We start from the raw sequence: 14,236 nt of genomic DNA on the forward strand, positions 1-14,236 counted from the left end.
AGGGACATCCCTTGCGTGAGTTTTTTTCAATTATACTATGCTGAATTATCGATTGTCCATGATTATCGATTTACCCATTATATGCCCTGAAATATGAACCATCGACGGCCAACTAAAAAAACGGGATAGATTATGACTTTTTTACATAAAAAACAGGAATTTAGCCCTCAGGAACTTTCTGACTATATCGCACCGGATTGCCATGGCCTTAACTTCTTTGAAGTTGATAACGGTCTGCGCGACTTGCTGCATATTTATATGCCGGACGATTTGCGCCAGCATATGGAGCCGCATTTTAATCGCCTTGGTGAAATATCTGGCAACCAGCTTGACGATTGGTCACGGGACGCAGACAAGCGCGGCCCCATTCTCCATGCCCGTGACGCCCGCGGCCGGAACGAGGACTGGATCGAGTTTCACCCGTCCTATCGCAAAATGGAAGATGTCGCCTTCAAGGATTTCGGCTTCCACCGGATGTCCCACCGGGCAGGTGTGCTGGGCTGGCAGGAAAAAGTCCCGCCCATTGGAAAATATGTTTTCCAGTATCTCTTCGGTCAGTCCGAATTCGGCCAGCTCTGCCCGATTTCGGCGACCGACACGTCGGCGATGTTGATTGAGCGTTATGCGGATGAGGCAACCAAAGAGAAGCTTCTCGATCGTATGTATAGCCAGGATATGGACAAGATCCTGAAAGGTGCCCAGTTCATGACAGAGAAGACGGGCGGATCGGATGTTTCTCAGATCGCGCTTGAGGCGCGCCTCGAAGATGGGGAATGGAAGCTTTACGGTGAAAAATGGTTCTGTTCCTGTGCAGACGGTGACATTGCGTTGTTGCTGGCCCGCCCCGAAGGTGCACCCAAAGGAAACAGCGGCCTCGCACTTTTTGCCATGCCGCGCCACCGCGAAGACGGCAGTCGCAATCCGTATCGAATTGTCCGGCTGAAGGATAAACTCGGCACCAAGTCCATGGCCTCCGGCGAGATTATCTTTGAAGGGGCATCGGCCTATCCGCTCGGTGAGGTTGGCGCGCATCCGAACAAAGGCCTTAAAATGATGATGGATCAGGTGAATTTCTCCCGTCTGTCGCATGGTGTGCGCGGCGCGGCGATGATGCGCCGTTGCCTGAACGAGGCGTTGACGGTGGCCAATTATCGCAAGGCATTTGGGGAGACGATTATCGACAAACCGTTGTTGCGCCGTCAGCTTATGAAGCTGATGGTCCCTACAGAGCAGGCGCTGTCCATGTTTATGTATGTTGCCGTTAATCTTGAGCAGGGTGAAAAGGGTGACGAGGCCGCCGCGAGACGGACCCGTATTCTGACCCCGCTGCTTAAGTATCGGACTGCGCGGGATAATATCCGTGTTGCGACCGGTGCCATGGAAGTGCGCGGCGGTAACGGTTATATCGAGGACTGGGTCAATCCACGCCTCGTGCGGGATGCGCATCTTGGTGTGTTGTGGGAAGGGACATCCAATATCAACTCTCTTGACGTGACAACACGGGCGATTGCCCGGATGGGCGCGCAGGAGGATCTGGCCGAGGATCTTACCAAGCAAATCGATGCCAATACCGCGATGCCTGGACAGTATGCCGGTCAACTTAAGGGCCTGGTGGATCAGTCTGTGAAATTTGCTGAAGACGTTGCGCGGCAGGGGAAGGAAACGCATGCTCGCAAAGCTGCGAGTGCGCTCTATCATGTTACGACGGCAACCTTGATGGCGAACGAAGGCGCGGAACTGGGCGCCGCTGGCAAAGACGCCCGTCGGCTGCTTCTGTCGCGCATGGTAATCGATCACAAGCTTGGCGCGGCTAACCCATTATCAATCGAGGCGGATGCCTTCGATGCCGCCGCGACGGATGCGCTTCTTAACGATACACCGCTCAATCTTGAAGAAGTAAGCCGTATCCTTACACTATAAGGAACGGCATTAACCGACCAAAAAAGGATGATCAGGAAGAGATATCATGAATATGGAAGTTAAAATCAAAAACCGTGACGAGCGGGAGCTTGAAGACTGGGTTGCTGCGGATTGTCACGGTCTCAATTTCTTCGAGATTGATAAAAGCCTTCAGGATCTGCTGACGATTTATCTGCCGGATGATCTTAGAGAACATATGACTCCCATTTACCGTCAACTCGGCGAAGTCGCGGGGAACCGTCTCGATGAGCTGGCGCGGATTTGCGAAACTCACATGCCAGTTCTTCACCCGCGCGATGCTCGGGGTCGCAATCGTGACTGGATCGAATATCATCCCGCTTTCCGCGAAATGGAAAAGATTGGATATGGTGACTTCGGTATTCATTGTATGTCGAGAAAAGAGGGCGTGCATGGCTGGCCGACAAAAGTTCCGCCGATGGCCAAATATGTGTTCCAGTATCTGTTTACGCAATCTGAATTCGGGTTGATGTGCCCGATTTCCCTGACAGATACGTCTTCTATGCTGCTGGAGCGTTACGGCCCGGACGATGCCAAGGACAAATTCCTCGACAAGATGCGCAGTCAGGATATGGATGAGTTATTCCGCGGCGCACAATTCATGACCGAGAAAATAGGTGGCTCTGAGGTTGCCAATCTCGCAGTGACGGCGCGTCAGGAAAATGGCGAATGGCGGCTCTATGGCGATAAATGGTTCTGCTCCAGTGCCGATGCGGAAGTAAGTCTTGTCCTTGCCCGTCCTGAAGGTGCGCCTGAGGGGAATTCCGGTCTTGCGATTTTTGCGGTGCCGCGCACATTGGATAACGGGGAGCGAAACGGCTACCGGATTGTCCGCCTGAAGGACAAGATGGGGACGAAATCCATGGCGTCGGGTGAAATTATTTTCAATGGCGCTGTCGGATATGCATTCGGCGACGTCGGTGCGAAACCCAATCCGGGTCTGCGCCAGATGATGGATCAGGTCAGCATGTCTCGCCTCTCCCATGGCGTAAGGGCCGCCGGTATGATGCGCCGTTGTCTGAATGAGGCAATGGTGACGGCCCAAACCAGAGATGTGTTTGGCGAGCCGATTATCAACAAGCCGCTTTTGCGGCGACAATTATTGAAATTGATGGTTCCGACGGAGCAGGTTCTATCGATGATTATGCATGTTTCATCCATATTGCATAAAGCCGAAGGTGGGGATGAGTCCGCGGCGCGTCTAAATCGAATTCTGACGCCACTCGTTAAGTTCAGGGCTTGCCGTGATAATGTGCCGGTGGCAACTGGCGCGCTTGAAATTCGGGGTGGAAATGGTCTGATAGAGGATTGGGTTAATTCCCGTCTTGTCCGCGATGCGCATACGGGGTTGCTGTGGGAGGGGACCTCGAATATTAATGCGCTGGATATTACAACCCGCGCAGTGGCCAAAACCGGCGCGCATGAAGATCTTGCAGATGATTTGAAAGGCCGGTTGCAAGGCGCGAATGGTCTACCTGGGCAATTTGCCGGCGAGCTTTCCGGCCTCGTTGATCGAGCCAAGAAATTTGCAGAAGATATTGCGAAATCCGGAAATGAAACACAGGCCCGGCAAGCTTCAGATGCGCTTTATCACGTTACGACCGCAACCTTGCTTGCAACAGAAGGGGCGACCCTTGGCAAGGCTGGCGGCGATGCGCGCCGGATGCTTCTTTCCCGGTTAGTGATGGATACGCGATTGCGTCCTCATGACCCACTTAGTAATGGAGATAATCAGTTCGAAATTGAGGCAGGAAATTACTTGCTCCAAGATGCGGCGGTCCCGCTTGATGTCGCGGCTGATCTGCTGCGCATTTAAGTCGATTAGCAAAAAATAATAATAAAAACGGACGCGAAATCGACAAAGCTCCCCGGCTGTGGCATTATGTCGCTGTCGGGGATTTTTTTGCCTAAGCCTCATTAAAACTGCGAAAAAATCTCGCTCGTAACGTCTATTTTACCGATTTCTTGTGTGAATTTTAAACCTGCGTCATCTCACCACATGGAAGGATACGAGAAAAGTTTAAAATATAGGCTTTAGAGACAGTTTCATAATTGATTGGCATTCAAACTGGATAGGGGAGAATACGTGATATGTTAAAAACCTTGGACACGCGTATTTCGTCATTGGCTAAGTCGGAGGTAGATATTCGCCTTGAACCGTTAGAGAAAAATCCGAAAGCAAAGCCAAAAAGCATCTCGGAGGGGCCATGTGCTACTTGTAGTGCCCATAATCAGGCAATCTGTTCCGGCCTGAAAGATCATGAAATGGCCGAGTTTGCCCGCAATATCAGGACAAGGCTGGTGAAGACAGGCCAATCCGTCTATCGGGAGTTTGAAGAAGCGAAGTATGTCTACAGTGTCGTCTCGGGCGAGATCCGGCTTGCCAACTTGCTGGATGATGGGCGTCGCCAGATAACTTCCTTCAAGTCCGCTGGCGAAGTCATCGGTGAGCAGAAAAAGGGGTATTACCAGTCAGATGCAGAGGCCGTCTGCGATACGGTAGTCTGCCAGATCCCGATCAAAGCTCTCGATAAATATCATAAGGAAATGCCATCCATCCAGTCGGCTTTGTCGGAAAAGGTTCTGGATGAACTCCACGAGCTTCGTCATCACGCTATTCTATTGGGCCGTAAAACACCGATTGAGAAAATTGCGACATTTCTAGTCGATCGGGCTAGAAAAATTGGCGATGATACAGGAAATAAAGTTGAAGTTAAGCTGACAATGGGCCGGAATGATATTGCGGATTTTCTTGGGCTTACAATAGAGACTGTCAGCCGGACAATTACGAAACTCAGGAAAATGGGCGTTTTGGACGTGCCATCGAACCACTTAATCCTGATCAAAGATCTGGAGTGGCTCGAAAATCTGGCGGAAGGTGAGAAATGACGACAACACTGGGGAAGTTAATCAGTAAGTCCGTCCCCCGTTACACCAGTTATCCGACCGCGCCGCATTTCAGTCCCAACGTAACCGGGCATGTATATACAAGCTGGCTAAAGGAGTTAGATCCGCAAAAGCCGCTATCGCTTTATCTCCATGTGCCCTTTTGCCAAAAGATGTGTTGGTATTGCGGCTGTCATACCAAGATTGTTGCCCGATATGATCCGGTCCGCAAATATGCAATGGCGTTGCGTGCGGAGCTAAAGATGCTTGCGGATGCGCTGCCGGGTAAGTTTAAGGTATCGCATATCCATTGGGGCGGCGGGACGCCGACAATGCTTTCTGCTGAAGATTTTTTAGAAACCATGGATCTTATAAGGGATCTCTTTCTGATTACAGAGGGAGCTGAACTTGCGGTGGAAATTGATCCGAGAACGGTCGATAAACAAAAAACTGAGGCGCTTGCCGCCTCCGGCATTAACCGTGCCAGCTTTGGAATTCAGGACTTTAATCCGAAAGTTCAGGCGGCGATTAACCGGATTCAGTCTTATGATCTTACAAAGGAAGTAACGGAAAATTTCCGCAATGCTGGTATTGAGAATATCAATTTCGACCTGATGTATGGCCTTCCGCAACAAACAGTGGACGATGTCCTAAATACCGTCGATCTTTCACATAGGCTGCGGCCGGCCCGGATTGCTCTCTTTGGGTATGCGCATGTTCCCTGGATGAAAAACCATATGAAGATGATCCGGGATGAAGAACTGCCAGATAGTGACGCGCGGTTAGAGCAGACGGTTGCCGCGTCGGACCGCTTGCTTGAGCTTGGTTATCATCAGATCGGCCTTGATCATTTCGCGAAGACCGATGATACGATGGCCATCGCCCTCACAGAGGGGACGCTGAACCGGAACTTTCAAGGTTATACCACGGATAATGCCGACGTGTTGCTAGGGGTTGGCGCGTCATCTATTGGCCGACTGCCACAAGGTTATCTTCAGAATGTTGTGGCAATGAAAACCTATGAAGATGAAGTGCTTAAAGGGCACTTTCCCATCGCTAAGGGTGTTCGTGTAAGTGATGATGATCGATTGCGCGGATATGTAATTGAGCGTCTTATGTGTAACCTGGAAGTTGATCTGGATGCGGCCGTTCGGAAATTTGGAGTGGATATTTCCTATTTTTCAGATGAGATAAATAATCTGCGACACTTTGCAAATGAAGGGATTATATCAATTAACGGCAGCCAGATTATCATTCAACCTGCGGGTCGCTTGTTGGTGCGCGCCGTCTGTGCAATTTTTGATATTTATTTTAACCAAGGCTTGGCGCGGCATTCAAAAGCTGTTTAACTATTCCAATTGATACATAAATTGACGCATCAAGGCAGGAAGTTTTTTCTAAGTTGATTTAGATCAATGAAGAAAAATCGACTTGTCCTAGTTTGCAGATTGAGGGGGAGTGTTGGTTGTTGCCATACTGAAGAGTTTTGCAAGGCTCTTCAAATACTCCCGTAGATAATAGCAACAGACGGAACTTGGGTATGAATCTGTTATGGCTCGCTTTTACGATCGTCGGCGTCCTGTTAGGCGTTATATTGTCCGCAAAGGCGGTCGACCCCACAATGATGCTGCACGGCATGGTATTTTCAATTGCCGCCGTGCTGAGCGCCTTTGCTCTTATTGCGAGGAATTATCGTAATATCAGCACCCCCAGCCTGGCGGATGCCAATGGCAGTGTTAATTACAATACAGAGATCATTAAGGCGGGGATTATTGCCTCGACTTTCTGGGGCGTGGTAGGATTTTCTGTCGGCCTTGTAATTGCTTTGCAGCTTGCCTTCCCGGTTCTGAATTTCGATCTTCCCTGGACAAATTTCGGTCGTCTTCGTCCTCTTCATACCTCTGCGGTTATTTTCGCCTTCGGCGGCAATATCCTGATTATGACATCATTTCATGTGGTGCAGCGGACCTGCCGTGCCCGGCTAGCAGGCGATATCGCGCCCTGGTTTGTCTTCTGGGGCTATCAGCTCTTTATCGTACTTGCGGCGACGGGGTATGTGCTGGGCGTTACTCAGTCCAAGGAATATGCTGAGCCTGAATGGTATGTGGATATCTGGTTGACGTTGGTTTGGGTAGTTTATCTGCTGGTTTTCCTTGCAACGATCTGGAAGCGGCAGGAAAAGCATATCTATGTTGCTAACTGGTTCTATCTCGCCTTTATTGTAACAATCGCAATGCTGCATATTGTGAATAATCTCTCCGTCCCGGTCAGTCTTACGGGCGTGAAGAGCTATTCCTTGTTTGCCGGTGTACAGAGTGCGCTGACCCAATGGTGGTACGGACACAATGCCGTTGGCTTCTTCCTGACAGCGGGCTTCCTCGGGATTATGTATTATTTCATACCCAAAAGGGTGAACCGGCCGGTTTACTCCTATCGCCTGTCGATCATTCATTTCTGGTCGCTGATTTTCCTCTATATCTGGGCCGGACCACATCATCTGCACTACACGGCTTTGCCGGACTGGGCGCAGACTCTCGGCATGACCTTTTCCATCATGCTCTGGATGCCCTCATGGGGTGGCATGATCAACGGCTTGATGACGCTCTCTGGGGCGTGGGACAAACTCCGGACAGACCCGGTTGTTCGCTTTTTGGTGACGTCGGTTGCTTTTTACGGGATGAGCACCTTTGAAGGTCCGCTTATGTCGATTAAGGCCGTGAACGCGCTGAGCCATTACACGGATTGGACTATCGGTCATGTTCATTCTGGCGCGCTTGGATGGGTAGCCTATATCAGCTTCGGCGCGCTTTACTTCCTGACGCCTGTCGTTTGGAAACGCAAATCGCTTTATTCAGATGCGCTCGTTAATCTGCATTTCTGGATATCGACGGTGGGTATTCTGCTCTATATCACCGCGATGTGGGTTTCCGGTATCCTTCAGGGGCTGATGTGGCGTGCTTATGATGCCTTTGGTTTCTTGGAATATTCTTTCAGTGAGACAGTTGAGGCGATGCATCCGTTCTATGTGATCCGGGCTGGCGGCGGTGCCCTCTTCCTGATCGGCGCCCTTATCATGGTATATAATCTCTGGCGAACGGTTCGGGGGGATGTGCGTGCGAAGGAAGCAGGCTCACTTGTACCGAATATGGAATTTGCAGGAGCGAGGTAAGTAACATGTTCAGTCACAAGAAAATTGAAAAAAACTCGATCCTGATGCTAGTCCTTGTCCTGATCGTGGTTTCCATCGGTGGACTTATCGAGATTGCCCCGCTTTTTTATCTGGAAAGCACGATTGAGAAAGTGAAAGGGATGCGCCCCTATAGTCCGCTGGAGCTAGCGGGACGGGACATCTATATCCGTGAAGGTTGCTACAACTGTCACAGTCAGATGGTGCGGCCGCTCCGGGATGAGGCGGAACGTTACGGCCATTACTCCCTGGCGGCGGAAAGCATGTATGACCATCCTTTTCAGTGGGGCTCCAAACGGACTGGGCCGGACCTCGCGCGGGTCGGGGGACGCTATTCTGATGAATGGCATGTCACCCATTTGAATAACCCCCGCGATGTGGTGCCGGAATCTGTGATGCCGGGGTATCCGTTCCTTGGGAAAACGTCACTCCAAGTGCCGAATATTGCGGATAATCTGAAAACCAACAAGATTGTCGGCGTGCCCTATACGGACGACATGATCGAAAATGCGAAACTGGATCTGGCGATACAGACAAATCCGGATGCGGATGAGATTGATGCCTTTATGGAACGCTATCCTAAGGCCCAGGTTCGGGACTTCGATGGTAATCCAGCGATGTTGTCAGAGTTGGATGCGTTGATTGCCTATCTTCAGATGATGGGAACCCTGGTTGACTTCACGTCCTATGACGTGGATGCCAATAAACGGTAGGAGGGGAATAATGGATTATCATAGCGTTTCTACCTTCGCACAGAGTTACGGACTGCTTTACCTGTTTGGCCTGTTTATTGCGGTGCTGGCGTATGCGCTGTGGCCACGAAATAAGGAAAAGTTCGACAAGGCAGCCCATATCCCGCTTGAGGAAGATTAAAATGTCCAACAAGGTTGAAAAAGACGAATTTTCAGGCACCGATACAACGGGGCATGAATGGGATGGTATCAAGGAACTGGATACGCCCATGCCGCGGTGGTGGCTATGGACGATGTACGCCTCCATTATCTGGGCGATTGGTTATTGGATTGTCATGCCTGCCTGGCCCCTGATTAGTAGCCATACTGCCGGTTTTCTCGGTTATTCCTCTCGCGGATCGCTGGAACAGGAACTGGCAGATGCGACAGCAGCCCATGCAGAGGATCGGAATGCGCTAGTCACGATGGAGCTTAGCGCCGTCAAGAACAATAGCCAGCTTTATCAATTCGCGTTGCGAGGCGGTAAATCGGCCTTTGCGGTGAATTGTTCCCAGTGCCATGGATCTGGAGCGCAAGGGGCGCCCGGATTTCCGAATCTGAATGACGATGATTGGCTCTGGGGCGGTGACGTGGACGCGATTTACGAAACCATTAAATATGGCATTCGCTCTGATCATGACGATACGCGGATTGGTGAAATGCCGGCCTTCCTCACCGATGAAATGCTCACTAAGGAGCAAATCAACGATGTGGCGGAGTATGTTCTTTCCCTTTCGGCAGAGAGAGAGGATACAGCCGCTGTTGATCGTGGTCAGGAAGTGTTTATGGAAAACTGTGCATCATGTCATGGGGATAAGGCGAAAGGTGGCCGGGACTTCGGCGCGCCAAACCTGACCGATGCAATCTGGTTCTACGGGAAAGACAAAGATATCATTCTCAGAACTATCTCCCGCGGGCGTAATAATGTGATGCCAGCTTGGGTAGACCGGCTGGATGACGCAACCATTCGCCAGTTGGCTCTGTATGTGCACTCCCTAGGGGGCGGGGAGTAATCGTTTAACCTTTCCATTTTGGAGTAAGGGTTGTGGCTAACAGCTCCGTAGAGAACATCGATGTCCGTCCGGTTAACAAGAAAGAAAACCGGGCGCTTTTCAAAAAACGCGAGAAAATCCAGCCGAAGAAAGCGCGCGGAAACTTCCGTCGTTTGAAATGGATTATCATGGGCGTAACCTTGGCGATCTATTACATCACGCCTTGGATTCGCTGGGATCGCGGAGACAGCGGGCCGGATCAAGCAGTGCTAATCGATCTCGCACGGGAGCGGTTCTATTTCTTTTTTATCGAGCTTTGGCCACAGGAAGTCTACTACATCACCGGACTGCTCATTCTGGCGGCAATTTCCCTGTTTCTCGTGACGTCTCTTTTTGGGCGCGCCTGGTGTGGCTATTCCTGCCCTCAAACAGTCTGGACAGATCTTTTTATCTTTGTCGAAAGGATGATAGAGGGGGATCGGAATGCCCGCCTAAGGCTGGATAAGGCGCCGATGTCGGTCTCCAAGCTGGTTAAGCGGATAGCGAAGCATTCAATCTGGATTATCATTGGAGTGCTGACCGGTGGCGCGTGGATTTTCTACTTTGCCGATGCCCCCACGTTACTCCGGGATCTGTTCACATTTGAGGCACCTATTATCGCTTATTCAAGTGTGGCCGTCCTGACAGCGACGACCTATGTGTTCGGCGGTTTGATGCGGGAACAGGTTTGCACTTATATGTGCCCATGGCCCCGAATACAGGGCGCAATGGTGGATGAAGATACGCTGACCGTCACTTACCATAGTGGCAGAGGGGAGCCGCGCGGCCCGCATAAAAAGGGGGAGCCCTGGACAGATCGCGGGCATTGCATCGACTGCAACCAATGCGTTGCGGTTTGCCCGATGGGTATTGATATTCGGGATGGACTCCAGCTTGAATGTATTACCTGCGCGCTGTGTATCGATGCCTGCAATGACGTGATGGACAAGGTCGACTTGCCGCGCGGTCTCATCGGGTATGATACGCATGCCGGACAGTTCGACAGCAACCCGGAGCGCAAGCTCGATATTCGCTTTATTCGGTCACGGACGATTGCTTATGGGTTGATCCTGGCGCTTGTTGGCGCGGTGATGCTCTTTACTTTGCTCAACCGGTCGGTTCTCGATGTAAATGTCATCCGTGATCGTAACCCGCTGTTTGTGACTTTGTCGGATGGATCCATCCGAAATGGCTACACGGTCAAAATTCTTAATAAAATTCATGAGACCCGCCAGTTTCAGATTGAGGTGGAGGGGCTGAAAAATGCTCAGGCCTGGATTGAAAGCGGTCCACCGGTTGGGTTGCCGATGATCGTGACAGTTCCGGCAGATGCCCTTTCCAGTTATAAGCTGTTTATATCTGCGCCTGCTGAAAACCTGCCGAGTAAGACGTTGGATATCGATGTTGTCGTCACTGACTTTAAGAGTAATGAACGTGATATTCAGGAAACCAGCTTCAAGGGGCCGGAGAAATGAGTGCTAGCATTAACGGCAAACCCCTCACTGGACGGCATGTTGCACTCATGCTGGCGGCATTTTTTGGATTGATGTTCGCTGTCAATGGTGCCTTCGTGTATTTTGCACTCGGTAGTTTTTCGGGGCTTAGTGAAAATGATGCCTATAAACGGGGACTTAGTTATAACGAGGAAATTGATCACCGTGCACGGCAGCTTGCGCGCGGGTGGCAGCCCGCCTTGTCATTCGAGCAGACAGCTGCGGCAGAAGGTACGATAGCCCTCAGTATACTGGACCCTGATGGTAGAAATATTGAGGACCTTGACGTCGTTGCGACCATTCGTCGCCCGGTAATTGATGGGACTGATCAAAGCGTCCCGTTGATATATAATGAGGAAAATTACACGGCGGGTATTACACTTATGGGGTCTGGCCAGTGGGATGTTTCCATTCTTGCGCATGGCGGCGGTTATGAGGAGCCTTACCGGCTGGATAAGAGGATATGGGTCAAATAGCCCTTAAAAACCAGGAAAACCTTACCGCTGGACGTTCGTACGATCTGGGTGGTGATTGTTGTTCCAGCGGAGCCATTGCTCTTAAAGATGCGACATCGCCGGCAGCTGATTTTGATGACTTTGTGAGTGCCGACCCTACAGCTTTTGTTGAAACTGATCAGGACGGCAATGCCATACTGCATACCCTTGTTGAAAATATGCATTGCGCCAATTGCATTAAGACAATTGAGCAGACGTTAAAATCCAATCCGGCAGTATTGGATGCGCGGGTCAATTTTTCAACTCGGCGTCTCTTTCTGCGTTGGCTCCCTGACGACGTAGATGTCGGTGAACTTGTGAAACCGATTATCGCACTTGGCTATCCTCTCACACCCTATAACCCTGCGATGATAGTATCGGCCGCTGCGGAGGAAAATGCGCGACTCCTTCGGGCGCTGGCCGTTGCGGGATTTGCTGCGGCGAATGTGATGCTGCTCTCTGTTTCAGTTTGGGCAGGATTATTTTCTGAGGATATGGGCCCCGCGACCCGAGATTTTCTGCACTGGATTTCTGCTATGGTCGCGCTCCCGGCTGTCGCTTACGCGGGTCAGCCTTTCTTCAAATCTGCGTTGGCCGCCCTTCGTGCGGGACGTCTCAATATGGATGTTCCCATATCACTTGCGGTTATTTTAGCGGCGGGAATGAGTCTTGCCGAAACTGTTCAGGGCGGAAATCATGTCTATTTTGATGCTTCGGTAACCTTGCTCTTCTTCCTTTTGATCGGGCGTTACCTTGATAATGCCGCCCGCAGCAAGGCGCGCTCCGCGGCGGAGCGTTTGTTGCTTCTGAAGGCGGTGGCCGCGACGATCGTTCTCCCCGACGGAAGTTGTAAAACAGTATCGGTCGAAACCGTCACGCCGGGAACCCATGTCAAAATTATGGTCGGGGACAGACTGCCCGTCGATGGGGTGGTCGCTAAAGGCCGGTCGGACCTCGATGTAAGTTTGATAACCGGAGAAAGTCTGCCAAGCGTTGTTAGTGCCGGCGATAATGTGTTTGCCGGGACGCTGAATTTGAGCGCGCCGCTTGAGATTGAGGCCACAAAGACAGGGGACAATACCTTGCTCGGTGACATTGTCCGGTTGATGGAGGCGGCAGAGCAGGGTCGTGCGAAATATGTTCGCCTTGCCGACCGGATTGCAGGGTTCTATGCGCCCGCAGTTCATATTTTGGCGGCGGTGACATTCATAGGCTGGTGGATTTTGGCTGGTAGCTGGCAAAATGCACTCATGCAGGCCGTGGCCGTATTGATAATTACCTGTCCTTGCGCGCTCGGCCTTGCTGTACCTGTTGTCCAGGTGGTGGCGAGCGGACGGCTCCTGGTGAAGGGAATTCTGGTCAAGGCCGCAGATGGTCTTGAACGCCTCGCTGAGGTGGATACCATTGTTTTTGATAAAACGGGAACCCTGACTGAAGGCCGTCTTGATCTCGTTAATCGTGAAGAAATTACATCCGCACATCTTGATCTTGCCGCCCGGATTGCCCGCAATAGTCGTCATCCGCTTGCTCGCGCTGTCGCCCGCGCGGGCAATGGCGCAGGGGAATATCTTGACGTTGAGGAATGCCCCGGCGAAGGCCTGAAAGCGGTGTTGAACGGAACAGCAATACGCCTTGGAAATCGTACTTTCTGTCATGTGAGCGGTGATGCAGGCTCTAACGAGGCACCCGGTCCCGAACTATGGCTGAAAATTGAAAATGAGAAAGCTATACAGTTTCGTTTCCGGGATCGGTTGCGTCCCGGTGCCCGCGTTGTAATTGAAAATTTGAAGGCGCAAGGCTTCAAGATTGATCTTTTGTCGGGGGATCGGGAGGCTGTGGTAGAGGGTCTTGCCGACACGCTTGGTATTGAGAATTGGTATGCCCAGAAAAAGCCTGAGGATAAGGTTGCGCATCTTAAATCTTTGGAAGCGGCTGGGCATAAAGTATTGATGGTCGGAGATGGCCTTAATGATGCGCCGGCACTGGCCTCTGCACATGTCTCTCTCTCCCCGGCGAGTGCAGCGGATATCAGCCAAACTGCGGCCGATTTTGTTTTTCAGGGTAGGGATCTATCAGCCGTTGCGGAAACGATCAAGGTTGCCCGTATGTCCAGGCGTTTGATCTTCCAGAATTTCTCTCTCGCCTTTCTTTATAATGCTATTGCCGTTCCGTTGGCCGTTGCCGGGATCGTGACCCCTCTGATTGCAGCAGTCGCCATGTCCGCATCATCTCTTGTTGTTTGCCTCAACTCCCTCCGACTGCGGATGGAAAGGAAGGGCGTGATGCAATGAATGTGCTTCTTTACCTTATTCCGGTGGCATTGTTTTTAGGGGGGCTCGGGCTTGCCGCCTTCCTCTGGAGCTTGAAAAGCGGCCAGTATGAAGATCTGGATGGTGCCGCAAATCGCATCCTTATCGATGACGAAAATGACGAAATCACCTGACGCGTCAGGTATCTAATGCTGCACAAAGCTAGC

General features: G+C 51.3%; 12 protein-coding genes. All 12 read left to right on the forward strand.

The annotated features are described in order from the left end of the window. Positions 1-132 precede the first annotated feature (132 nt). The 12 genes from LKE13_RS17580 (at position 133) to ccoS (ending at position 14,203) form a co-directional block, all read left to right on the forward strand. Positions 133-1,920: an acyl-CoA dehydrogenase family protein gene (locus LKE13_RS17580; protein WP_227952982.1), complete on the forward strand. Its 1,788-nt coding sequence runs from the start codon at positions 133-135 to the stop codon at positions 1,918-1,920. 46 nt (positions 1,921-1,966) lie between these two features. After that, the gene (locus tag LKE13_RS17585; protein ID WP_227952984.1) at positions 1,967-3,754 is read left to right on the forward strand and encodes an acyl-CoA dehydrogenase family protein; all 1,788 of its coding nucleotides are present in this window, start codon (positions 1,967-1,969) and stop codon (positions 3,752-3,754) included. Positions 3,755-4,029: 275 nt separating this feature from the next. Continuing rightward, positions 4,030-4,827 (forward strand): helix-turn-helix domain-containing protein, encoded by a 798-nt coding sequence (locus LKE13_RS17590; RefSeq protein WP_227952986.1) that lies wholly within the window; start codon positions 4,030-4,032, stop codon positions 4,825-4,827. After that, complete coding sequence (gene hemN / locus LKE13_RS17595; protein ID WP_227952987.1) at positions 4,824-6,173, forward strand: oxygen-independent coproporphyrinogen III oxidase; 1,350 nt, start codon at positions 4,824-4,826, stop codon at positions 6,171-6,173. The genes LKE13_RS17590 and hemN overlap by 4 nt, the downstream gene beginning before the upstream one ends. A 191-nt stretch (positions 6,174-6,364) precedes the next feature. Further along, positions 6,365-7,993 carry a cytochrome-c oxidase, cbb3-type subunit I gene (gene ccoN / locus LKE13_RS17600; protein ID WP_227952989.1) on the forward strand — a complete coding sequence of 543 codons (1,629 nt, stop codon included), beginning with the start codon at positions 6,365-6,367 and terminating at the stop codon, positions 7,991-7,993. A 5-nt stretch (positions 7,994-7,998) separates the two neighbouring features. Continuing rightward, the gene (gene ccoO / locus LKE13_RS17605) at positions 7,999-8,724 is read left to right on the forward strand and encodes a cytochrome-c oxidase, cbb3-type subunit II (protein WP_227952990.1); all 726 of its coding nucleotides are present in this window, start codon (positions 7,999-8,001) and stop codon (positions 8,722-8,724) included. 10 nt (positions 8,725-8,734) lie between these two features. Further along, on the forward strand, positions 8,735-8,884 hold the full coding sequence (locus LKE13_RS17610) for a cbb3-type cytochrome oxidase subunit 3 (protein ID WP_227952991.1): 150 nt from the start codon (positions 8,735-8,737) through the stop codon (positions 8,882-8,884). 1 nt (position 8,885) lies between these two features. Beyond that, positions 8,886-9,755: a cytochrome-c oxidase, cbb3-type subunit III gene (gene ccoP, locus LKE13_RS17615; protein ID WP_227952992.1), complete on the forward strand. Its 870-nt coding sequence runs from the start codon at positions 8,886-8,888 to the stop codon at positions 9,753-9,755. 32 nt (positions 9,756-9,787) lie between these two features. Then, a complete protein-coding gene (gene ccoG / locus LKE13_RS17620; RefSeq protein WP_227952993.1) occupies positions 9,788-11,248 on the forward strand; it encodes a cytochrome c oxidase accessory protein CcoG in 1,461 nt (486 codons plus the stop codon). Continuing rightward, the gene (locus LKE13_RS17625) at positions 11,245-11,742 is read left to right on the forward strand and encodes a FixH family protein (RefSeq protein ID WP_227952994.1); all 498 of its coding nucleotides are present in this window, start codon (positions 11,245-11,247) and stop codon (positions 11,740-11,742) included. The genes ccoG and LKE13_RS17625 overlap by 4 nt, the downstream gene beginning before the upstream one ends. Continuing rightward, the gene (locus tag LKE13_RS17630; RefSeq protein WP_227952996.1) at positions 11,730-14,051 is read left to right on the forward strand and encodes a heavy metal translocating P-type ATPase; all 2,322 of its coding nucleotides are present in this window, start codon (positions 11,730-11,732) and stop codon (positions 14,049-14,051) included. The genes LKE13_RS17625 and LKE13_RS17630 overlap by 13 nt, the downstream gene beginning before the upstream one ends. Continuing rightward, complete coding sequence (gene ccoS / locus LKE13_RS17635; protein ID WP_227952998.1) at positions 14,048-14,203, forward strand: cbb3-type cytochrome oxidase assembly protein CcoS; 156 nt, start codon at positions 14,048-14,050, stop codon at positions 14,201-14,203. The genes LKE13_RS17630 and ccoS overlap by 4 nt, the downstream gene beginning before the upstream one ends. Positions 14,204-14,236 lie beyond the last annotated feature (33 nt).

It is taken from the genome of Sneathiella sp. HT1-7 (genome assembly GCF_020731145.1).
Lineage (GTDB): Bacteria > Pseudomonadota > Alphaproteobacteria > Sneathiellales > Sneathiellaceae > Sneathiella.

What these genes read in the sequence shown, in the direction of transcription:
- LKE13_RS17580 (WP_227952982.1), top strand. Translation starts at nt 133, where the DNA reads ATGACTTTTTTACATAAAAAACAGGAATTTAGCCCTCAGGAACTTTCT.
- LKE13_RS17585 (WP_227952984.1), top strand. Translation starts at nt 1,967, where the DNA reads ATGAATATGGAAGTTAAAATCAAAAACCGTGACGAGCGGGAGCTTGAA.
- LKE13_RS17590 (WP_227952986.1), top strand. Translation starts at nt 4,030, where the DNA reads ATGTTAAAAACCTTGGACACGCGTATTTCGTCATTGGCTAAGTCGGAG.
- hemN (WP_227952987.1), top strand. Translation starts at nt 4,824, where the DNA reads ATGACGACAACACTGGGGAAGTTAATCAGTAAGTCCGTCCCCCGTTAC.
- ccoN (WP_227952989.1), top strand. Translation starts at nt 6,365, where the DNA reads ATGAATCTGTTATGGCTCGCTTTTACGATCGTCGGCGTCCTGTTAGGC.
- ccoO (WP_227952990.1), top strand. Translation starts at nt 7,999, where the DNA reads ATGTTCAGTCACAAGAAAATTGAAAAAAACTCGATCCTGATGCTAGTC.
- LKE13_RS17610 (WP_227952991.1), top strand. Translation starts at nt 8,735, where the DNA reads ATGGATTATCATAGCGTTTCTACCTTCGCACAGAGTTACGGACTGCTT.
- ccoP (WP_227952992.1), top strand. Translation starts at nt 8,886, where the DNA reads ATGTCCAACAAGGTTGAAAAAGACGAATTTTCAGGCACCGATACAACG.
- LKE13_RS17625 (WP_227952994.1), top strand. Translation starts at nt 11,245, where the DNA reads ATGAGTGCTAGCATTAACGGCAAACCCCTCACTGGACGGCATGTTGCA.
- LKE13_RS17630 (WP_227952996.1), top strand. Translation starts at nt 11,730, where the DNA reads ATGGGTCAAATAGCCCTTAAAAACCAGGAAAACCTTACCGCTGGACGT.
- ccoS (WP_227952998.1), top strand. Translation starts at nt 14,048, where the DNA reads ATGAATGTGCTTCTTTACCTTATTCCGGTGGCATTGTTTTTAGGGGGG.